Here is a 19,046-nt window from a genome sequence, read left to right as displayed (position 1 = left end):
GCCGTCACCTCGGCAGGACCGCATGAGTCGCGTCGCCGAGGGCGTCTCCCCGCTCGAACTCGCCGACTACCAGAAGGCGGTACGGCTTGTGCTGCGGCATCCGCTGATCACGCCCGGGTACCCGGACAGGGCGGCGCTGGCGACCGTGCGCCGCTGGGCCGAGCAGCTGCGCACCGACCTGATGGAGGTGCTGGGCCACCGGCTCGTCACCACCGCCGACACCGCCCGGCTCCAGCGCGCTCAGGACGGCTTGGACGCCACCCGCCCGGCCCTCACTCGCGCGGGACGGCCCTTCGACCGCCGCCGCTACGCCTACCTCGTCCTCACCCTCGCGGCCCTGGGCCGCCACGGCGCGCAGGTGGCACTCGGCGAGCTGGCCGACGCGGTCGCCGCCGACGCCGTACGCATCGACGGACTCGGCCTCGACACCGCGCGCAAGCCCGACCGGGACGCCTTCGTCGACGCCGTCACCTGGCTCACCGAGCGCGGCGCGCTCACTCTCGCCGACGGCTCCGCCACAGCCTGGGCCGGCGACCCCGAGCGGGCCGAGGCCCTGTACGACATCGACCGGGAGATCCTCCTCGCCGTCCATCACCCGACCCGCGTCCTGCAGCACCTGACCTCGGTCATGTCGCTCCTGGACTCGGCCGGTGCGCTGGGCATGTCCGCAGGGCGTGCGGCGCAGCGCCGCGACCAGGCCCGCCGGGCCCGCCGTCTGGTGCTGGAGAATCCGGTCGCCTACTTCGCCGACGCCGACACGGAACTCCTGGGCCAGCTGCGGGCCCCCGCCCTCGCCGAGGACCTGGAGCGCCTGACCGGGCTGACGGTGGAGCGGCGGGCCGAGGGCGTGGCGCTCATCGACACCTCCGGCAGGCTGTCCGACATCCGTTTCCCCGGCGGCGGTACCGTCGCGCAGGCAGCGCTGCTGCTGGCCGCCCGGATCAGCGCCGCCGTGCAGCGCTCCGGACGGCACGCCCTCGAACTGCTGCCCGCGCCCACCGCCGCCGAACGCCTCGCGGCGCGCGCCCGGCGTATCGACGCGGCCCTGCCGTCGCGTGGGCTGATCGCCGAACTCGCCGGACTCGCAGAGCCGGAAGAGGTGCCGGTGTACGCGGCACCCGGTGACGAGGGGCAGGAGCCGGCAGAGACCCGCTACCCCTTCGTCACGGACTCCTGGCTCCGGGGCAGACTCAAGGAGATCACCGCCGAGTACGGCGCGGGCTTCGCCGCCGACCTGCGCGGCGACCCGGACCGGCTGCTGGACCAGGCGCTCGACCTGCTGGCCGGCATGTCGCTGATCGCCCGGGTCGACGGCGGGGCCCTCGCGCTTCCGCTGCTCGCCCGCTACCGGGGGGTCACCGCCCGCGTGAAGACCCGTACGGCGGCCCAACTGCCCTCCCGGACAGCCCTGTTCGCCGACGACATCGCCAAGGACCCGACTCCGTGAGCACCCCCGCTCCCACCCAGGCCCCCGCCCCCTCAGCCCGGTTCGTTCCCACCCGCGCCGGGATCATCAACCTGTGGGACTACCGGGACGAGGAGTTCTCCTTCGCGGGCGGCTGGTTGGTGCTGCGGGGCCCCAACGGGTCAGGGAAGACCAAGGCGCTGGAGGTTCTGTTCCCGTTCGTCCTCGACGGCCGTATCGACCCCAAGCGGCTCAACCCGTTCGCCGCCGAGGACCGCACGATGAAGTCCAACCTGCTCTTCCGCGGGCAGGACAGCGCGCTCGGCTACGTCTGGATCGAGTTCACCCACCGGGAGACCGGCGAGGCCGTCACCTGCGGCATCGGGCTGCACGCCCAGCGGCATCGCGACACACCCGCCCGCTGGCACTTCGTCGCCGAGGGCCGTGTCGGCGAGGACTTCTCCCTCCTCACCCACGACGACCGGCCGATGACGAGGAAGCAGCTCGCCGCCGAACTCGGACATGAGCTGATCACCTCCACCGCCGACTACCGTGCCGCCGTCGACCAACGCCTGTTCGGCCTCGGCCCGGAGCGGTACGAGCAACTGCTCACCCTGATCCTCACCCTGCGCCGCCCGCAGCTCGCCAAGAACCTCGACCCGGCCAAGCTCTCCGACACCCTCACCGCCGGCCTGCGCCCGCTCGACGACGACCTGATCGCCGAGGCGGCCCGTTCCTTCGACGACATGGAGTCCGTGCAGCGCACGCTGGAGGGGCTGGCCGCCGCCGACGACGCCACCCGCGCCTTCCTGGCGAGCTACTCCACCTATCTGCGGGTCCACGCCCGCGCCGCCGCGGACCGGCTCACCGCCCGCCGCGCCGAGACCGCCGAGCGTGCCGCCGCGCTGCGCACGGCCGCCACGGACCTGGCGGCGGCCCGGGAACAGCAGGCCGCCGCCGAGAAGCGCGCCGAGTCGGCCGACGCCTCGCTCGCCGCCCAGCGCGCCCGTCTCGACCAGCTGCGCTCCTCCGCCGCCTATCAGGCCGTCGAGCAACTGGCCGACCTGGAACGCCTGGTGCGCACCTGCGAGCAGACCGCACGGCAGGCCATAGCCGAACGCGAACGCCGTACGGCCGCCACCGGCCGCGCCCGCGCCGAGGCCGAACACGCCGCCCGGCTCGCCGCCGAACTCGACGCTGCCGTCTCCCGGGACGCCGCCGCCGTCGCCGACCACGCCTACACCGCCGGCCTCCCCTGGACCCCGGCCGACGCCGAGCCCGCCCATCTCGCCGACCGCTCCGCAGCGCTCGCCGCCGCCCGCCACGAGGGCGTCCGGGCGGTGCGTGCCGCCCAGCAGGCGGCACGCGGCGCCGAGCAGACCCGCGACCTCGCCCGGATCTCCCTCGATCGCGCGCAGGAGGCGGTCACCGCGGCCGAGACCGCGGAGACCGCCGCCGAGTCGGGCCTCGAATCCGCCCGCGAACAGGTCCGTACGGCACTCGGCCAGTGGACGCAGGCGCACGGCGAACTCCTCACCGCGGAGGGGGCCGGCCGCCTCGTCGAAGCCCTCGAACGCACCGGCGAGGCCGAGGCGGTCACGCTCGCCGACACCCTCACCGAGGCCACCACTCCCGCCGTGCAGGAACTGCGCGACACCCTCGCCTCCCTGCGCGCCCGGCGCACCGACATCGAGCGCCGCCGCGCCGAGACGGAGGCCGAACGCGACCGGATCGCCGCCGAACACGACGACGCCCCGCCACCGGCCCGCGGCCGCACCGCCGACCGGGCACCCGGTGACGGCGTCCCGTTGTGGCAACTGGTCGACTTCGAAGAGGACCTGGCAGAACGTCAACGAGCTGACCTGGAGGCCGCCCTGGAGGCGTCGGGCCTCCTCGACGCACTCGTCACCGCCGACGACAACCCCGTCGCGGCCGGACACAGCGAAGGCTACCTGCGTGCCGGCGCCCCGGTGAGCGGCCCGAGTCTGGCCGATCTCCTGAGCCCCGAGAGCCCCGAGAGCCCGGGGGCCGGCACGGCGATCCCGACCGCCGCCCGGATCACCGCCGTACTGCGCTCCGTCGCCGTCACCGGCGACCTCGTCACCGGCATCCCGCACATCGGCCCCGACGGGCGGTACACGGCCGGTGTCCTGGTCGGCGCCCACACCAAGGAGCACGCCGAGTACGTCGGCGCGACCGCCCGCGCCCGCCGACGCGCTGCCCGGATCGCCGTCTGCGAGGCACTGCTGGCCGAACTCTCCGCCCAGGTCGACGAGTTGGCGCGCCTGCAGGCCTGTACGGACGCCGCCCTGGAGGCGTACGCCGCCGCCCGCGCCGCCCTGCCCCGCACCACCGGCATCACGCAGGCGCTGCGCGAGCTCGACCGGGCCGCGGCGAGGCTGCGCGCCACCCGCGACGCCGCCGACGCCGCGCAGGGTTCGTACGACGAGTCGGTGGCCGCCTGCTCGGTCACCGAGCGCGCTCTGCGGCGTACCGCGGCCGAGCACGCCATCGAGATCGGGCGCCCAGAACAGGTCGACGCCGTCGAGACCGCCACCCGCGCCTTCGAGACGGCGGTCCGCGAACTCGCCGGCCGCCGCCGCGAACACGCCCGCCAGAGCGAGGCGGCCGAGGCCGCCGCCGAGCGGCTCGGCGTCGCCGCCGGGGACGAGGAGGCGGCGGCGGACACGGAGCGCGCGGCGCGCCGCCGGCACGCCGAGGAGGCCGCGGGTCTCGAAGCCCTCCAGACAGCCGTCGGGGCCGAGGCGCAGGAGGTGATGCGCCGGGTGCGGGAGACCGAGGACGGGATCGACGTCCTGGTGAGGGAGGCCGAGGCGGCTCGTACGGCCCAGCACACCGCCATCGCCGGCACCGCGGCGGCCGAGGCCCGCCGTACGGCCGCCGCCGAGGCCGGGGCGGTCGCCGCGGCGGAGGAGAAGGACACCGCTCGCTCCCTGCGCCCGTACGCCGCCCGTGAACTCCTCGACATCCTGCGCTGCCCGCCGGGCCTCGCCTGGCCCGCCCAGGAGGCCGACTGGGCGGGGGAAGCACTTCCGTCGGCCGTGGTCGCCGTCCATGAGGCGGTCCTGGCCGCGACCCGCGACCTCACTCCCACCGAGAGCAGCCTCAAGCAGTCCGTCACCCGTCTCACCAAGGCGCTGGACGACCTGCAGGCGCAGCTCGCCGCCGCCGGACAGGACTACCGGCCCGAATGGGACGGCTCCGACGGGGTCATCCTCGTGCGTGTGGCGGACGAGGAGGGCCCGCTGCCTGTGGCGGCCTTCGCGCAGAAGATCGCCTCCCACCGCCGTGACCAGGCCGAACTGCTCTCCGAGTCCGAGCGGCGCATCCTGGAGGACGCCCTGCTCACCCGGCTCGCCCAGCAGATCCACGACCGCACGGTCGACGCCCGCGACCTGATCAGGCGAATGAACACCGACATGCGCCGGCGCACCATGTCCTCGGGTACCACGGTCGGGGTGAGCTGGCTGCTCGCCGATCACCTCGACGACGAGCAGCGCGCCGTCTGCGCCCTCCTCGATGCCGGCGCCGCTCGCCTCGGCCCCGAGGGTCTCGCCCGGGTGCGCACGCACTTCGCCGCGCAGATCAAGACCGCCCGCGCCCGCCACCGCGACCAGCCCTACCGCGAACTGCTCGCCGAGGTCCTCGACTACCGGCGCTGGCGGCAGTTCGCGTTCCAGCTGGTACGTCCCGACAAGAGCGAGGAGCGGCTCACCCGCGCCCGGCACAGCCGCCTGTCGGGCGGTGAGCAGTCGGTGTCGCTGCACCTGCCGCTGTTCGCCGCCGCGCACGCCATGCTCAACTCCGCCGACCCGCACGCCCCGCGCCTGCTCGCCCTCGACGAGGCCTTCGCGGGCGTCGACGACACCGGGCGCGGTGAACTCATGTCGCTGGCAGCCCAGTTCGACCTGGACCTGTTCATGACCGGCTACGACCTGTGGGCCGCCCACGCCTCCGTGTCCGCCGCCGCCCACTACGACCTCGCGCACACCGCCGTCGACCACACCGTCTCCGCGCTGCTCCTCGTCTGGGACGGCGACCGGCTCCTCGCCGACGACACCGGCGACCTCACCGCCGCCCTCGGCTCGCCCGGCACCCGGCGCGCCCCGACCCCCGAGGAGACCGCGGTTGTCGGCTGAGCAGCATGAAAGCCACGGATACGACGAGGTGCGGGGCGAGGGATGGACCCGCCTGCTCGTCGCTGCCCGCCGCAGACTGGAGCGCACCGGCGGCGCGCTCGACGGCGACATCGGGCTCACGGGGCCCAGCGAGGCCGAGCGCCGCACCGTCATCGGCGTCACCGGCCGCTACCGGCCCGAAACCGTCAAGCGCCTCTCCGTACCCCTGCGCGACCTGGACGGGTATCTGTACGACCGCTACGGCACCGGTCTCCTCCAGACCCTCGGCCGACTCCACGGCCCCCTGCGCGACCGGCCGGCCGAGCGGGCCGGTGAGCAGGCCCGCCGGGAGCAGGCCCTGACGTCGGCCCACTCCAGCCGGCTCGCCGAGCAGGGATGGTTCGCCGCCTGGCTCGACCGGATCGCCGCCGACGGCACCCTCACCCGTCTCGTACGTCGGGGGGACGCGCCGCTCCTGGACGCGGCGGTACGCGTCCTCGAAAGACTGACCGGTGACGGGGAACGCATCCCCGGACATGCGGTCGGTGCCCTGCCGCTGCCGCTGCCGGTCCTCGCCGAGTGGACCACCGGTGACACCAAGGCCCTCGTCCCCGGCACCCCGCTCGAACAACTCGTCCTGCGTGCCCTCGCATGGCGTACCGGCGACGATGCGGCCGTACCGCGTGATCGGGCCGGGCGGCGCGCCTTGTGGGAGAGCGCCGGGGCCATCGCCGACGACCTCGCCAGCCAGGTACTCGTCCTCAACATCGGAGCCGAGGGCGACACCGTGGTCTGCGACTGGCTTCGCGATGCCGCCGACTTCGGCATCCCCTTCCGGCTCACCCTCCACCAACTCGCCACCGACGCCGTCGTCCCCGCCGCCCGCACCATCTACGTCTGCGAGAACCCGGCCGTACTGCGCGCCGCCGCCGGCGAACTCCAGGACGCCGGTGCCGCTCTCGTGTGTACCGAGGGCGTCCCGTCCGCCGCCTGCCACAGACTGCTCGGCGACGCCGTACGCGCGGGAGCCCGGCTGCACTGGCGCGCCGACTTCGACTGGGCCGGCCTGCGCATCACCGCGGACGCCGTGGCCCGCCACGGTGCCCGCCCCTGGCGGATGACTGCCGCCGACTACACGGCGGCAGTCGGCGAAGGCGAGTCCACACCGCTCGCGGGACCGCCCGCGGCCAGCCCCTGGGACCCCGGACTGGCCCTCGCGATGGAGGCGTCGGGCAGCGCGGTCATGGAGGAACGCCTCCTGCCCGCGCTCCTGTCCGACCTCACCCGCGCCTGAACCGGCGTTCGGTGGCGGTCGGATCGATCCGTCCACCACGGTGCGCCGGGCGGCATCCACCGGGGAGTCGGCGTCAGTGCCCGAGCCCCCTGGGCTGACTGGAACGGTGGTGTCATCTCAGGGAGCGGGCGACGTCGAGTCCACGCTGACCGGGCTGGAAACGTCGTCGCGGGCCGCCGCCTCGGCGATCATCGCTCCATGAGGGTCTGGAAGATCTCGTCACGCGGCACCCGGATGCTCGCGCAGCCGCGCTTCCAGCGTGTCGGCCGTGCGGTCGGGCAGCACGTCGATCCGCTCATGGGTCCCGGCGTCGATCACCACGGCGGCATAGCGGCGCCGCCGGGGCAGGGAGAAATCGCCGATGCCGATCACGCGGGGCACCCGCCCGGTAGGCAACGGGATAAGCAGCAGGGTACGCAGGGCCGTGTGACGGGACGGATCCACCGCGAGTGCGGCGGCGATCCATCGTGACCGAGTTGCCGGGCCTCCGCCCTGTCCGACAGCCGACGCTGACGTTCGTTCAGGTGCGGTGTCACCGCTCACGGCTTCGCCCGCAACGACCGGTCAACTCATCGAAAGCTGCACACCATGTCAACTCGTCGAAGTGCCGGAAGCGGCCTGTAGATCTTCGAGGGCTCCGGTGTCCGTTCAGAACAGTTCCAGGTTCTTGCCGCTGGTGTCCGCGATGACTGGCCGGGACTGGGCCGGGAGGCCGTCCAAGCGGTCAGGACCGGCCGCGGCGGCCACGGCGGGGGCCGTCTCCGCCAACCAGATGCGAAATCGCTCGGCGGCTTCGCGGTAGGGGACTTGGGCCAGGATGCGGTGTTCGCCGGAGGGGCAGAAGTCGACGGTGACGGTGAGCAGGAAGGAGCGGGGCGTGTTCTGACTGCCCGTCCAGGACACCGCAGGGCCTGCGCCCGTGAGGGGCTCGGCGGGTCGGGCGCAGTGATCGGCAAGCTGTGTGCGCGGTCCATGCGGCGAGGTGGGGCAGGGGCAGGGTGGTGCGTGCGCGGCAGCCGGGGTAGCGGTGCCAGTGGCGGAGCCACGCCTGAGCCGGGTGGCTCCCCGCCGATCTCAGACGTCGCGCTACAAGTGGAGCAGCTTCTCGACGGACTGGGCCTCGGCGACCACGAGAAAGCGGAGCGCCGTGTGAACCGGCTTTTCCTGCCTCTGCGCCGGGACCAACAGCGGGCCACCATCGAGGCGATGCTTGGGGTGGCCACAACGATGGATGACCACACCACTCAGCTGCTCACCTACTCGCTTCTCGAGGCTGTTGGCCGGCTGGATCCCATGCTGATCGAGATCGAAGACGTGAAGAACCAGGCCGTGTCGGCCGATTTCTCCCTGCGTAGCAGTGCGGCTGTGGTGATGTGGCAGTGGGCGGAGTCGATTCCTGGTCGTGTACCCATTCCTCTGCTGGGCAGGCTTAGCCAGCCGAGCACGGAGGACTGGTACGTGCATGCCGCGGCCAGAGCCGGTGCGAACCAGCTCCTGCTCCACCGAGCTGCCACCCGTGCGGTCTTCGACAGGATGGCGGCAAGCCGCGCGCAGGACGACTGGGACTATGCGGCGCGGACCTGCTGGAAGTGGTCAAGGTGGAGCCGCGTGCGGTACCTCCTGATCTCGCCCGGAAGCTGGCACGTGACGAGGACAGATCTGTGGCTGTCCGAGCGGCCGAGCTGCTGCGTGTTGTCGAGGACGTAAAGAAAGCTGACCGCGGGAATGCCCCTCCCCTCGTAGCGTGAAGACCGTGACTGCAGGGGAAGTTGGAAGTCATGGCGGAGAAGCGGCGGAAGTTTGATCCGGAGTTCCGTGAGGGGGCCGTACGGATCGTCACGGAGTCCGGCAAGACGATCGCCGAGGTCGCCGAGGACCTGGGGATCAACGAGACCGCGCTGGCGAGTTGGGTCTCCCGCGCCCGCAGGGCAGGAGCCGCTCCGGCGGGCGGGAGCGACGAGCCGGAGCGGTTGCGGCGGGAGAACGCCCACCTCAAGCGGGACAACAAGGAGCTGGTCATGGAGCGTGAGTCCTCGAATGCTGCATGGTCCTGTGGGTGAAGTAGCCGTGGCGGACCCGGCGTCCGTCGTCGGGGTGATCAGCGACTTCAGGACCGAGTACGGCGTTTCGCACCGCGTCTCCTGTCGCGCTCCGGGCGTGAGCGAGTCGTGGTTCTACGAGCACCGCACCCGCCGGCCCACCCAGCGTGAGCTGCGCAGACAGCATCTGATCGAAGCGGTGAGGGAGGAGTTCGACACTTCCGGCGGCGCCTACGGCTCGCCGAAGATCTGGATCAGGCTGGTGAGGCAGGGCCGGCGGGTCTCGGTGAACACCATCGCGAAGATCATGTCCGAGTTCGGCCTGGTCGCGCGGAAGGTGTGCAGACGGCGGGGGCTGACCCGGCCGGGCCGGCGGCCGGCCGCCCTTGGCATCGTGGGGAGGGTGATCTGGTCATCGGGACCGGCCGGTCCGCGATCGGCACGCTCGTCGAGCGCAGCAGCCGGTCCACGATCCTGGTCCGCCTGCCCCGGCTGGAGGGCTGGGCCCACAAGCCCCCGGAGAGGAACAGCCCGTCGCTGGGCGGCTACGGCGCCGCCGCGATGAACGCCGCGCTGATGGCGTCGGTGACGCGGCTGCCTGAGCAACTGCGCAGGACCCTGACCTGGGACCGCGGGAAGGAGCTCTCCGGCCATGCCCAGTTCACGCTCGAGACCGGGACGAAGGTGTTCTTCGCCGACCCGCACTCGCCCTGGCAGCGTCCGACGAACGAGAACACGAACGGGCTGCTGCGCCAGTACTTCCCAAGGGGACCGACCTGGCCAGGTGGTCTGCCGAGTACCTTGAGGCCGTCGCCCTGGCGATCAACAACCGACCCCGCAAGATCCTAGGCTGGAAGACTCCCGCCGAGGTATTCGGCGAGCAGCTACGCTCGCTACAACAGCCCGGTGTTGCAACGACCGGTTGAACTCGCCGAATACGGCTCTCGGAAGTTCCGCCGGGCCTGCCGCCGGCTGGGCGTCTTCCAGTCCATGGGCCGGGCCGGCTCGTGCTTCGAATACGCCGTCAGCGAGGCGTTCAACAGCGTGCTCAAGGTCGAATACGTCCACCGGAACACCTTCAGCACCCGCGCCGAAGCCCGCATCCGAATCGCGACCTGGATCACCGACTTCCACAACAGCCGCCGGCTACACAGCGTGTGCGGCTTCAAGAGCCCGATCGACTACGAACACAACTACCGGGCCAGCCTCACCGAGGAACTGGCCGCATAGGAAGGTCTCCACAGATCGAGGGGATTGACACTCCACCAGGTAGCGGTGATGAGCATGCCGCCGAGGCCCACCATGGCGATCAATGGAGGCGCGGGCGACTTGATCCGCGCAAGCGCGTGGAGCGCCCCGACGAGCAGGCCGACTACGGCCATCTCGATGTACGCCACAAAGGTGTCCCTTTCCCGCCGACCAGGTGTCCGTGCCGCTCAGGTGTCGAGCAGCGCGGGGACGAAGATGTTCTCGCTGGTGAGCAGGCGCTTGGAGAGGCCCTGTTCGTGGTGGTAGCGCAGGAACGTGTCGACGACCTTGCGGTTCGCTTCGAGGCCGTAGGGCCACCAGTCCTCGCCGAGGAGCTTTCGGTTCTCCTCGAAATGCTTGCTGAACCAGGGAGTGATGACGCCCATGTGCTGCTTCAGGGCACCGTGGCGGTACTTCTCCTGGGTGAGTTCCTTGGCTTCGCAGAAGGCACGGTAGATCGAGATCATCAGGTCGGTCTGCGTTGCCAGTTCCCGGGGGACCGCGACGATGTGCATGGCGGGGAAGATCCCGGTGCGCCGGTAGTAGTCGCGCTCCACGGTCTCGTAGTCCGGGAACAACCGGGCGATCTTCGTCGAGCCGTTGAGCAGGGACTGGGGTACGTCGACCGAAATCAGCGCATCGATCTCGCCGGACTCGAGCATCGCGCCCAGGGTCTCGCCCTCCGCCGCGTGCCGCACGTCCACCCCGTCCGGCACAGGCTGCGGGACCCAGTCGAACGCGGGGATGGGGTGGTCGGTGCCCCCGATGACCCAGCGGGACCGGTCGGGCGTCAGGCCGTACTCGTCGGAGAAGATGCCCTTCATCCACACGCCAGGGTCGTGACCGAACATCGCGAACTCGCCGATCGTCCTGCCCGCGAGATCCTGCGGCTTCTCGATCCCCGCCGCGGTGTTCACGAAGACGGACGAGTGCCGGAAGTTGCGGTTCGGGAAGATCGGCAGCGCGAGGAACGGCGAGTCCTCGAGGTCGAAGGTGCGCAAGAAGTAGGTCAGGCCGTACTCGGCGACGTCGTAGCGCCGCTCGATGGTGCGCCGGAAGATGTCCGACACCAGCGAGGCCGTCTCGAGGGTCGCGTCCGCCCCGTCGATCGGAACGCGGCCGTCGAGCAGCGCCTCCGTGTGCTCGTAGGTGTAGGCGGCGACGCGCAGGGGTGTGCTCATCAGGGACCTCTCACTTCCGTGAATGACCATTCACGTTTAGGGTGGGCCAGGGGATCCGCACTGTCAAGGTGAATGGTCATTTACGTTGGAGGTTGAAACTGTGCCGCGCATTACCCCTGAGCGTCGCGAGGCCCGGCGGGCGCAGATCGTGGCGGCCGCGCGTCGCTGCTTCTCACGCGACGGCTTCCACCAGACCTCCATGCCCGACATCGCCGCAGAGGCCGGTGTCTCGGCCGGGGCGGCCTACCGGTACTTCGCGAACAAGGAAGAGATCATCCTCACCATCGCGGAAGACGCCTTCCGGCTCGTCTTCGCCCCGGTCCAGCAGCTGGCGGCGACAACCGACCACGCCTCCCCCGTCGAGTTGGTGGCCGCCTCCCTCGACGCGCTGAGCACCGAAACCATCATCGATCCCGCCGGGGGCGAGGTGCCGGTCGAGGAACTGCTGCGCTGTGGGGTGCAGAGCTGGTCAGAACTGCTGCGCAACGAGACGGTGCGCGCCCGCGCCGTCGAGGGCTTCCAAGGGATGCTGGCCAGCATCACCGACGCCCTTCGCCGAGGCCAGGCCGCCGGCGCCGTCCCCGTCGCCGTGGAACCCGAGCGTGGAGCACGGGTGGTGATGGCCCTGCTGCACGGGTGCCTGCTGCAGCGCGTGGGCTTCGGACTGACCAACACGGCAGGAATCGCCGACGACATCCAGATGCTCCTCGGCTGCACACACGCACCACCGCGGGACGAAAATCCGCAAGCGCGGCACGTGGAGCCCTGAACTCCACGCGCTATCGCAATGTACCGATACCCCGGCCCCGGCGACCGTCGCCCGAGGTCTCGCGTTACTCCGGCAGCTCAACGGCCACCGTCCGGACTTCGACATCTCACGTCGCAGAGGAGCGGGTGGGTATGGCCCAGGCCCGGCGGAAGGCACGCCGCGAGTGCGGAAACCGCATCACCGCAGCTGCTGGCACGGACACCATGACGAGCCGCCGGATCCTCGGCCCCGAGGGGCCGTCGGGCGCCGGGTGCGAACTGCGCGACGGGACCCGAGTGGCAGCCGGCCGGGCGCAGCGCCAGGCACGGCGCGGAACTCGCGACCACGGGCTGTGCCGCAGGTCACGTAGCTCGGATTGCTCAGTCAGGTGGCGTCGCGTTCGTATCGATCGAGGAAGACCAGGTCCTCCAGGTCGCCGAACATCCCTTCGGCAGGACCAACTTCACGGGCAAACGCTGACCACTGGCCGACGTGCGGCTGCTCGCGGCCCATCCTTCCGTCGAAGGTGATCGCCGTCGGGCGGAACTACGCGACGCACGCGGCGGAGTTCGGCAACGAGGTGCCCTCGGCGCCGATGACGTTCCTCAAGCCGTCCACGAACTTGATCGGACACAACGTGGCGATCGTGCTGCCCACGGCGTCCGAGCGGATGGACTCCGAGGGTGAGCTCGCGATAGTGATCGGCCTGCCGGCCAAGAACGTGCCCGCCGAGCGTGCCGCGAGCGTCATCCTCGGCTACACCATCGCCAACGATCTCAGCGCCCGCGACCTGCAGAAGGCCGACGGGTAGAGGGGACGTGCCAAGGGATTCGCCCCCCTGCCCGCTCGGCCCGTGGATCGAGACGTCGATCGACCCCGCGGACCTGGAGCTGCGCACAGAGGTGGACGGCGCGGTGAAGCAACGCTCGCGCACGTCGCCGCTGATCCACAAGATCCCGGAACGGCACCCCGGAGGGCGGCCCGGTGACCTGCGGGCAGAACGTGTCGGTCACGATCGAGGGAATCGGGACCCTGACGAACCCCGCACAAATCGGCTGGCGACGTGACTCGCGCGACGGTGCGGACTCGCCCGCCCTCGACACCGATGGCCGCGGCTTGCCGCGGTTCACCGACTCTGTTCAGGCACTGGCCTGGTTGGACGCCGAATACCCCAACCTTGTCGCAATTGCCACCGACGTCTGCAGCGCCGGCGATCCTCTCCTCGGCACCGGCCTTGCGCTCAGCCTCGCCCGCTTCCTCGACCGACGCCGTTACTTCGACGACTGGATCGGTGTCACGTCCTCTGCGCTGGAGCACGTGACACGGATCCAGCCGTTCATTGACAACCGTGCCCGCAGCGCCGACCGGACGCCCCGGCACGAAAGCCGGTGCCAAGTGTTCCGACGGTTTCGAGCACCCCCGGTCAGTTGTGCAGCTCAACCGGGCAATGCTGCTCGGCAACCTGGCCAACGCGCTCAGCGGAGCCCGAAGATTCGAAGAGGCCATCGAAACCTGCGGGCAGTGCCGGGCCGCTGCCGGACAACTTGGGGACCGGCGCCGTGAGGGCATGGCACTGGACAACCTCGGTACGGCGCTTGCGCAGACAGGCCGGTTCGATGAGGCCATCGACGCCCGCCCCCGCGCCCTCGACTGCTTCGAGCAAGTGAGCGCACCAGCAGGCCGAATACTCGCATCCCTCGGAGCGGTACTTGCTCACGTAGGCAGGATCGAGGAGGCGCTCAACACCCTCCTCCGCGCCGGCGCAGCACTCCAGCTGGCTGGTGACCGCCAAGGCGAAGCCGTAGCCCTCGGCCACGTGGGCGGGCTGTTCTCGGATCTGGGGCTGTATGAGCAGTCAGCAGAAGCCCAGCAGGCAGACCTGGAGATCTGCCAGGAAATCGGTGACCGGTACGGCGAGTGCCAGGCCCTCGGCAACCTCGGTCGATCTCTGACCCGGCTCGGCAGGCCCGAACAGGCAATAGACGCGCATCGGCGAGAGCCGGCCCTCTCGCAGGAGGTAGGCACCCCTTATGACGAAGGCCAAGCCCTCTTCGGCCTCGGGGTCGCGCTGCTGGAGGTCGGCCAGTTCAACGAAGCCGCCGACATCTACCGAACATGGATTCCCCTGCTCGAAGAGCACGGCAGTCGCGGCCAGGTGGGCGAGGCCCTCAACAACCTTGGGGAGCCTTGCAGAGCCTCAACAGCTTCGAGCCGGCCATCGACGCGCACACCCGGGCTGCCGGGATTCTGCGCGAGGTCGGCAACCAGCGCGAGGAGGGAAAGGCTCTGTACAACCTTGCTCGTGCGCTGGCCTGCGCAGGAAGGCAACAGCAGGCCCTCGACGTCTACAACAGAGCTGCTTCACTCCTGCACGACGCGGTTTGAGGTCGCCGAGTTCGTCACTCACGCGACGGCAGTGCACGTGTGCCCGCACGGCCCCGCTGGAGGCCCGAGGAGGTCGAGCCGGCAGGCCGTGATCGAGCCGGTGCCGCGGCAAGGTCCGGGCCGGACGCCGATGGGGCCTCGCCGGCCGCTCATGGGTTGTGGAACCCCACGCGCCGGTACCGCTGGAGTCAGGTGCTGGATGCCTCGAAGGTCTCGATCGTGCAGCGTGCTACTCCGCTGCGCTCGATCCTGGCGTCGCTGGTGATCAGCGGGACACCGAGGCTTTCGGCGAGGGCCACGTAATGCGCGTCGTAGACGGAGAGGTTGTTCGACAGCTCGCGCACGCGCTGCCACAGGACCAGCGTGGGGTGGAGATCGAGAGCGAGGGTCTGGTAGTCGGTGATTGCCTTCTGGGCCTCCCTTTCCGTGATCTTCGGCTTGTCCCCTCGTCGGCCGCGAGCCAGCCCGAAGGCGGCCGAGGTGATCTCGTAGTCCAGCAGGCCCGGCGCTGCGAGGATGTCGGCGCGGCTCAGCCGCTCACGGATCGCGGTTCCGGTCCTGCCGTGGTCGAGGAGGAAGTGCACGAGGCTGGAGCAGTCAATGACGATCAACGACGGTCCCGCCCGTCCTCGATGGCGTCGAGAATGTCGGTCGTGCTGAGCTCGGCGCGTGTTTCACGTTCCAGGCGTGTGGCCATCTCCGAGAGGGTGGGCTTGGCGGCCTCCCGGGCGAGAAGGTCCAGGGCGTACGCCTGGAGCGACTTGCCCGCCTGTGCGGCGCGGACCTTCAGGGCGTTGAGTGTGTCGTCCGGGACGTCCCGGATGGTGATCGCGGTCATGCCATCATTTTAGCAGCATTGCAGGCGATGTGCAGTCGCCGAAATGGGCGCAGGCAGTCGGGAAGTTCGGACAGGGGATGTGCAACGCAGCGGGAGAGAAGAATCTCGCCGATCCCAACAAGCGAAGACGGCCGGAACGGCCGAGGCGGGTGCGTCTGATGGCCGTGCGCGAGGGCTCCGGTGTCCGTTCAGAACAGTTCCAGGTTCTTGCCGCTGGTGTCCGCGATGACTGGCCGGGACTGGGCCGGGAGGCCGTCCAAGCGGTCAGGACCGGCCGCGGCGGCCACGGCGGGGGCCGTCTCCGCCAACCAGATGCGAAATCGCTCGGCGGCTTCGCGGTAGGGGACTTGGGCCAGGATGCGGTGTTCGCCGGAGGGGCAGAAGTCGACGGTGACGGTGAGCAGGCAGGAGCGGGGGGCGTTCTGACTGCCTGTCCAGGACACGCGCAGGACACCGCAGGGTTTGCGTCCGCGGGGGGCGGGGTGGGTCGGGCGCAGCGGTCCGCAGGCTGTGTGGGCGGTCCATGCGGCGAGGTGGGGCAGGGGCAGGGTGGTGCGTGCGCGGCAGCCGGGGCAGCGGTGCCAGTGGCGGAGCCAGTTGTCGGTGTCGGTGTGGAAGAGGCGTGTGTAGCGGTTCGCCACGCGGATGTCGTTGTTGTACAGGTGGTCGGGGCGTTCCAGCGTGTTGCAGGACTGGCAGACGGGGGCGCGGACGTAGCCGTGTTCGTGGCAGTGGTCGAGCACGGTGGCGGGCTCAGTGCGGCAGACGGCGCACGCCCACCCGGCCACCCTGCTGGAGGTGCCGGGCTTCCTGCTGAGCACCGAGTACAGCTGGCCTTCCAGCTCTTTGTCGTACGGGCGTGGTGAGGCGGTGGGTCTCTCGGGGCTCGCCGTCTGCCGACCCCCGGCGTCTCGGGCCCGTCGGGGGCGGGAGGACGGCTCGGTGACGGCTGCGCTCGCCTGTCGGGTCCGCGCGGCTTGCACCCACCGCGTCTCGGCATGCTCGGCCGCGTCGAGCAGCCTGACCACGGCACGCGGCAGCCACCACGTCCGATGCGTCCCGTCGCGGGTCTGTTCCACGAGTATCTGCCGCCAGTCGATCCCCGCCAGATGGTGCGGCCGGCCGGCTTCACGTCGTGCTGCCCGCTGGGGGCCGCCCGACTCCTGCAGTTCCTCCGCGATGCGTCGGCGCCAACGCAGTGGCGTTTCCTCGCTGCATCCCTGCCTCGGCGCTCCACGAAACGGGCCGATGCGGACCATGTCGTGTCGGTCCATCGCCACCGCGTTGACTTCTGTGGCCGCCAGGCGCACCTCATCCTCCGGGACGTTCCACTGACCGCCGCTCGCCCTCACCATTGTCACCGCATGGTCGCCGAGCAGGACATACCCCACCCAGGCGCGGGCGGGAGAGCACGTGAAGGCCCCAGGAGCCGTCGGCACGGCACCATCAGCCGTCAGACCGACCCACAGAGCGTCCGCGGCAGCCAGGGTGATCAGGCCGTGGGCGCGACCTGGCTTGACACGCTCTGACATACCGACAGGCTAACGGCCTGCAACGAGCCAAGGGGCCTGTTTGGCTGCCAGCCCCCGACAACGCGGCGCACTTCTCAACCAGGCCCGGACGGGCGCGGACGCGGGAACAACCGCAGGCTGGCTTCGGCGTCAGTGCCGCGACGGTTTGCTCCGCTCCGCAGCACCACTGCCCTCCTCGCGTCCTTCGTCCCTGATCAGGATCCCGTCACTCACCGGCGGATCGATGTACAGAGACGGCACGGTCCGCGACTGGATGCATGCTTTAGGTGAGATTCCATACGGACTTACGGCTATCGCTTCTTCCCGGGCGACTCGAATCCCGGTTGTATGGGCCGTAGTTCGGCCGTGACCAAACGACAAGCAGGCCCCTGTCCCGCGTTTCCGCAGGCCAGGGGCCTTTCATGCAAGGGTGAGTGACGGGACTCGAACCCGCGACATCCTGGACCACAACCAGGTGCTCTACCAGCTGAGCTACACCCACCACGACCGGCGGCGACTTTGTGGTTTCTCCGACCGGCCGAGAAAAAGTGTACAGGGTCCGAAGGGGTGCTCGCGCACGGCTTTCCGGGAGCCCCTCCGGAGACCTCCCGTATGCCTACTCCGCAGGCAGGACGTGCTTGGCCGCGATGGTCCGCGCGGTGTCCGAGTCGGGGCCGGGCTGCGGTACGAAGATGGCCTCGCGGTAGTAGCGCAGTTCGGCGATCGACTCGCGGATGTCGGCGAGGGCGCGGTGGTTGCCGTTCTTCTCGGGGCTGTTGAAGTACGCCCGCGGGTACCAGCGCCGGGCCAGCTCCTTGACGCTGGACACGTCGACGATCCGGTAGTGCAGCCAGCCCTCCAGGGCGGCCATGTCCCGGGCCAGGAAGCCGCGGTCGGTGCCGACGGAGTTTCCGCACAGCGGGGCCTTGCCGGGTTCCTTCACGTGTTCCCGTACATAGGCCAGGACCTGCTCCTCGGCCTCGGCGAGCGTCGTGCCGCCGGCCAGTTCGTCGAGCAGGCCGGACGTGGTGTGCATCTGCCGCACCACCTCCGGCATCGTCTCCAGTGCCTTGGCCGGCGGACGGATGACGATGTCCACGCCCTCGCCGAGCACGTTCAGCTCGGAATCGGTGACGAGGGCGGCCACCTCGATGAGCGCGTCGTCGGACAGCGAGAGGCCGGTCATCTCGCAGTCGATCCACACCATGCGATCGTTCATGCGACCACCCTAAAGCTGACGTCCGCGTTTGGGTGCCCCCGGTACGGCGTCGACGTCTGCGGGGGCTGCCGCCCCCGGACCCCCGCGTCATCGGCCTGCGGCCTCGTCCTCAAGCGCCGGACGGGCTGAGATGTGGCCGGGCGCCGTCGCGAGGGCGTGCGGTCTGCCCACCCGAGCCAGTCGGGTGGGCAGACCGCACGTCAGCTGCCTGTGCGGGGCCCCGGCAGGCTTGCCGACAGGCCTACCGCTGCTGACCTGCGGGTCTGCATCGGCAGTACGCCCTCGGGATACTGGACCGGCAGCGGACCCGTCGGCGGCAGCGGGGCCGGTTCCGGGGCTTCGTGCCGGTCGGACTGCGGCCGGCGTGCCCGGTAGGCCGCCCGGTACGCAGCCGGGGACGAACCCAGCTGGCGGCGGAAGTGGCCGCGCAGGGCGACGGGGGAGCGGAAGCCGCAGCGGCCCGCCACCTCGTCCACCGAGTAGTCCGACGTCTCCAGCAGGCGCTGCGCCTGCAGGACCCGCTGGGTGATCAGCCACTGGAGAGGGGCCGATCCCGTCAGCGAGCGGAAGCGACGGTCGAAGGTACGACGGCTCATGTACGCGCGTGCCGCAAGGGTCTCCACGTCGAACTGCTCGTGGAGGTGCTCCAGCGCCCAGGCGACGACCTCGGCGAGCGGGTCGGCGCCGATCTCCTCTGGTAAAGACCGGTCGAGGTAGCGCTCCTGACCGCCCGAGCGGCGCGGCGGGACCACCAGGCGGCGGGCCAGTGCCCCGGCAGCCTCGTTGCCGTGGTCCGTCCGCACGATGTGGAGACAGAGGTCGATCCCGGCCGCCGTACCGGCCGAGGTGAGGACGTCGCCGTCGTCCACGAAGAGTTCTCGCGGGTCGACGTGCACCGACGGATAGCGCTTGGCCAGTGTCGGCGCGTACATCCAGTGGGTGGTGGCGGCCAGCACGAACGCGCCCGTGCACAGCCCGACTATGCGGGCCCCTTCTTCATGGGCGCGGCGCAGCGCGTCCAGCGCTTCTTCGGGCGGCG

At 70.7% G+C, this 19,046-nt stretch carries 21 protein-coding genes, 1 tRNA gene and 3 pseudogenes; 14 read left to right on the top strand and 11 right to left on the bottom strand.

Annotated features, from left to right (window positions below; genetic code table 11):
* Positions 1–22 precede the first annotated feature (22 nt).
* From AB0D85_RS33870 to AB0D85_RS33860, 3 genes are read left to right on the top strand one after another with little or no spacing between them, the layout of a single operon-like run.
* Positions 23–1,447, top strand: coding sequence for a TIGR02678 family protein (locus tag AB0D85_RS33870; RefSeq protein ID WP_362328671.1), 1,425 nt, complete (start codon positions 23–25; stop codon positions 1,445–1,447).
* Positions 1,444–5,565, top strand: a complete 4,122-nt coding sequence (locus AB0D85_RS33865; RefSeq protein WP_362328669.1) for a TIGR02680 family protein — start codon at positions 1,444–1,446, stop codon at positions 5,563–5,565. The genes AB0D85_RS33870 and AB0D85_RS33865 overlap by 4 nt, the downstream gene beginning before the upstream one ends.
* Entirely contained in the window at positions 5,555–6,838 is a 1,284-nt protein-coding gene (locus AB0D85_RS33860; RefSeq protein WP_362328667.1) for a TIGR02679 family protein, read from the top strand. Before AB0D85_RS33865 ends, AB0D85_RS33860 begins: the two co-directional genes overlap by 11 nt.
* A gap of 219 nt (positions 6,839–7,057) precedes the next feature.
* Here the strand turns inward: AB0D85_RS33860 and AB0D85_RS33855 are convergent, their stop codons facing one another.
* Positions 7,058–7,210: a hypothetical protein gene (locus AB0D85_RS33855; protein WP_362328807.1), complete on the bottom strand. Its 153-nt coding sequence runs from the start codon at positions 7,208–7,210 to the stop codon at positions 7,058–7,060.
* Between the two features lie 276 nt (positions 7,211–7,486).
* Positions 7,487–7,741 carry a hypothetical protein gene (locus AB0D85_RS33850; protein ID WP_362328665.1) on the bottom strand — a complete coding sequence of 85 codons (255 nt, stop codon included), beginning with the start codon at positions 7,739–7,741 and terminating at the stop codon, positions 7,487–7,489.
* Between the two features lie 189 nt (positions 7,742–7,930).
* Here AB0D85_RS33850 and AB0D85_RS33845 point away from each other — a divergent pair, with 189 nt between their 5' ends.
* From AB0D85_RS33845 to AB0D85_RS33835, 3 genes and pseudogenes are all read left to right on the top strand, one after another.
* Entirely contained in the window at positions 7,931–8,545 is a 615-nt protein-coding gene (locus AB0D85_RS33845; RefSeq protein ID WP_362328663.1) for a hypothetical protein, read from the top strand.
* 71 nt (positions 8,546–8,616) lie between these two features.
* Positions 8,617–8,898 carry a transposase gene (locus tag AB0D85_RS33840; RefSeq protein WP_362328661.1) on the top strand — a complete coding sequence of 94 codons (282 nt, stop codon included), beginning with the start codon at positions 8,617–8,619 and terminating at the stop codon, positions 8,896–8,898.
* Positions 8,876–9,166 (top strand): annotated as a pseudogene (locus AB0D85_RS33835) (IS3 family transposase); the annotation flags it as partial. The gene AB0D85_RS33840 and the pseudogene AB0D85_RS33835, both read left to right, overlap by 23 nt.
* Here AB0D85_RS33835 and AB0D85_RS33830 read toward each other — a convergent pair.
* Positions 9,109–9,270, bottom strand: coding sequence for a hypothetical protein (locus tag AB0D85_RS33830; protein WP_362328805.1), 162 nt, complete (start codon positions 9,268–9,270; stop codon positions 9,109–9,111). The pseudogene AB0D85_RS33835 and the gene AB0D85_RS33830 sit on opposite strands and share 58 nt — an antisense overlap.
* Positions 9,271–9,276: 6 nt before the next feature.
* Between AB0D85_RS33830 and AB0D85_RS33825 the strand changes: the two are divergent.
* Both AB0D85_RS33825 and AB0D85_RS33820 read left to right on the top strand, forming a co-directional pair.
* Positions 9,277–9,803, top strand: a pseudogene (locus tag AB0D85_RS33825) (IS30 family transposase); the annotation flags it as partial.
* Positions 9,787–10,107, top strand: coding sequence for an integrase core domain-containing protein (locus AB0D85_RS33820; RefSeq protein WP_362328659.1), 321 nt, complete (start codon positions 9,787–9,789; stop codon positions 10,105–10,107). The pseudogene AB0D85_RS33825 and the gene AB0D85_RS33820, both read left to right, overlap by 17 nt.
* Here the strand turns inward: AB0D85_RS33820 and AB0D85_RS33815 are convergent.
* On the bottom strand, positions 10,071–10,259 hold the full coding sequence (locus AB0D85_RS33815) for a DUF1427 family protein (RefSeq protein ID WP_362328791.1): 189 nt from the start codon (positions 10,257–10,259) through the stop codon (positions 10,071–10,073). The two genes, AB0D85_RS33820 and AB0D85_RS33815, sit on opposite strands and share 37 nt — an antisense overlap.
* A gap of 54 nt (positions 10,260–10,313) precedes the next feature.
* Positions 10,314–11,306 carry a 4,5-dihydroxyphthalate decarboxylase gene (locus tag AB0D85_RS33810; RefSeq protein ID WP_362328657.1) on the bottom strand — a complete coding sequence of 331 codons (993 nt, stop codon included), beginning with the start codon at positions 11,304–11,306 and terminating at the stop codon, positions 10,314–10,316.
* 100 nt (positions 11,307–11,406) lie between these two features.
* Here AB0D85_RS33810 and AB0D85_RS33805 point away from each other — a divergent pair, with 100 nt between their 5' ends.
* The 6 genes and pseudogenes from AB0D85_RS33805 (at position 11,407) to AB0D85_RS33780 (ending at position 14,439) form a co-directional block, all read left to right on the top strand.
* Positions 11,407–12,075: a helix-turn-helix domain-containing protein gene (locus tag AB0D85_RS33805; protein ID WP_362328655.1), complete on the top strand. Its 669-nt coding sequence runs from the start codon at positions 11,407–11,409 to the stop codon at positions 12,073–12,075.
* Positions 12,076–12,429: 354 nt separating this feature from the next.
* Positions 12,430–12,534 (top strand): Rv2993c-like domain-containing protein, encoded by a 105-nt coding sequence (locus tag AB0D85_RS33800; RefSeq protein ID WP_362328789.1) that lies wholly within the window; start codon positions 12,430–12,432, stop codon positions 12,532–12,534.
* Between the two features lie 46 nt (positions 12,535–12,580).
* Positions 12,581–12,865, top strand: a complete 285-nt coding sequence (locus AB0D85_RS33795; RefSeq protein ID WP_362328653.1) for a fumarylacetoacetate hydrolase family protein — start codon at positions 12,581–12,583, stop codon at positions 12,863–12,865.
* Positions 12,789–13,121, top strand: a complete 333-nt coding sequence (locus AB0D85_RS33790) for a fumarylacetoacetate hydrolase family protein (RefSeq protein WP_362328650.1) — start codon at positions 12,789–12,791, stop codon at positions 13,119–13,121. The genes AB0D85_RS33795 and AB0D85_RS33790 overlap by 77 nt, the downstream gene beginning before the upstream one ends.
* A 380-nt stretch (positions 13,122–13,501) precedes the next feature.
* Positions 13,502–14,110 (top strand): annotated as a pseudogene (locus AB0D85_RS33785) (tetratricopeptide repeat protein); the annotation flags it as partial.
* Positions 14,111–14,241: 131 nt separating this feature from the next.
* The gene (locus tag AB0D85_RS33780) at positions 14,242–14,439 is read left to right on the top strand and encodes a hypothetical protein (RefSeq protein WP_362328803.1); all 198 of its coding nucleotides are present in this window, start codon (positions 14,242–14,244) and stop codon (positions 14,437–14,439) included.
* A gap of 188 nt (positions 14,440–14,627) precedes the next feature.
* Here the strand turns inward: AB0D85_RS33780 and AB0D85_RS33775 are convergent, their stop codons facing one another.
* The 6 genes from AB0D85_RS33775 to AB0D85_RS33750 form a co-directional block, all read right to left on the bottom strand.
* Positions 14,628–15,050 carry a type II toxin-antitoxin system VapC family toxin gene (locus AB0D85_RS33775; protein ID WP_362328648.1) on the bottom strand — a complete coding sequence of 141 codons (423 nt, stop codon included), beginning with the start codon at positions 15,048–15,050 and terminating at the stop codon, positions 14,628–14,630.
* Positions 15,047–15,277 carry an antitoxin gene (locus AB0D85_RS33770; RefSeq protein ID WP_362328646.1) on the bottom strand — a complete coding sequence of 77 codons (231 nt, stop codon included), beginning with the start codon at positions 15,275–15,277 and terminating at the stop codon, positions 15,047–15,049. Before AB0D85_RS33770 ends, AB0D85_RS33775 begins: the two co-directional genes overlap by 4 nt.
* A gap of 188 nt (positions 15,278–15,465) precedes the next feature.
* Positions 15,466–16,809, bottom strand: coding sequence for an endonuclease domain-containing protein (locus tag AB0D85_RS33765; RefSeq protein WP_362328644.1), 1,344 nt, complete (start codon positions 16,807–16,809; stop codon positions 15,466–15,468).
* Between the two features lie 408 nt (positions 16,810–17,217).
* Positions 17,218–17,290: transfer RNA gene (locus tag AB0D85_RS33760), tRNA-His, on the bottom strand.
* A 114-nt stretch (positions 17,291–17,404) separates the two neighbouring features.
* Positions 17,405–18,007 (bottom strand): oligoribonuclease, encoded by a 603-nt coding sequence (orn, locus tag AB0D85_RS33755; RefSeq protein WP_089105167.1) that lies wholly within the window; start codon positions 18,005–18,007, stop codon positions 17,405–17,407.
* A 200-nt stretch (positions 18,008–18,207) separates the two neighbouring features.
* Positions 18,208–19,046, bottom strand: an 839-nt coding sequence (locus AB0D85_RS33750; protein ID WP_362328642.1) for a helix-turn-helix domain-containing protein, incomplete at its 5' end; no start/stop codon positions are given.

Origin of the sequence: Streptomyces sp. NPDC048277, assembly GCF_040652235.1 — a bacterium.
Lineage (GTDB): Bacteria > Actinomycetota > Actinomycetes > Streptomycetales > Streptomycetaceae > Streptomyces.
The sequence above is the reverse complement of the archived record's forward strand: the minus strand, read 5'-3'. Positions and strand labels throughout refer to the sequence as shown.

Bases quoted from the DNA above. Each gene is read 5' to 3' on its own strand.
- AB0D85_RS33870 (WP_362328671.1), top strand. From the start codon at position 23: ATGAGTCGCGTCGCCGAGGGCGTCTCCCCGCTCGAACTCGCCGACTAC.
- AB0D85_RS33770 (WP_362328646.1), bottom strand. From the start codon at position 15,277: ATGACCGCGATCACCATCCGGGACGTCCCGGACGACACACTCAACGCC.
- AB0D85_RS33765 (WP_362328644.1), bottom strand. From the start codon at position 16,809: ATGTCAGAGCGTGTCAAGCCAGGTCGCGCCCACGGCCTGATCACCCTG.
- AB0D85_RS33830 (WP_362328805.1), bottom strand. From the start codon at position 9,270: ATGCCAAGGGCGGCCGGCCGCCGGCCCGGCCGGGTCAGCCCCCGCCGT.
- AB0D85_RS33840 (WP_362328661.1), top strand. From the start codon at position 8,617: ATGGCGGAGAAGCGGCGGAAGTTTGATCCGGAGTTCCGTGAGGGGGCC.
- orn (WP_089105167.1), bottom strand. From the start codon at position 18,007: ATGAACGATCGCATGGTGTGGATCGACTGCGAGATGACCGGCCTCTCG.
- AB0D85_RS33810 (WP_362328657.1), bottom strand. From the start codon at position 11,306: ATGAGCACACCCCTGCGCGTCGCCGCCTACACCTACGAGCACACGGAG.
- AB0D85_RS33815 (WP_362328791.1), bottom strand. From the start codon at position 10,259: ATGGCCGTAGTCGGCCTGCTCGTCGGGGCGCTCCACGCGCTTGCGCGG.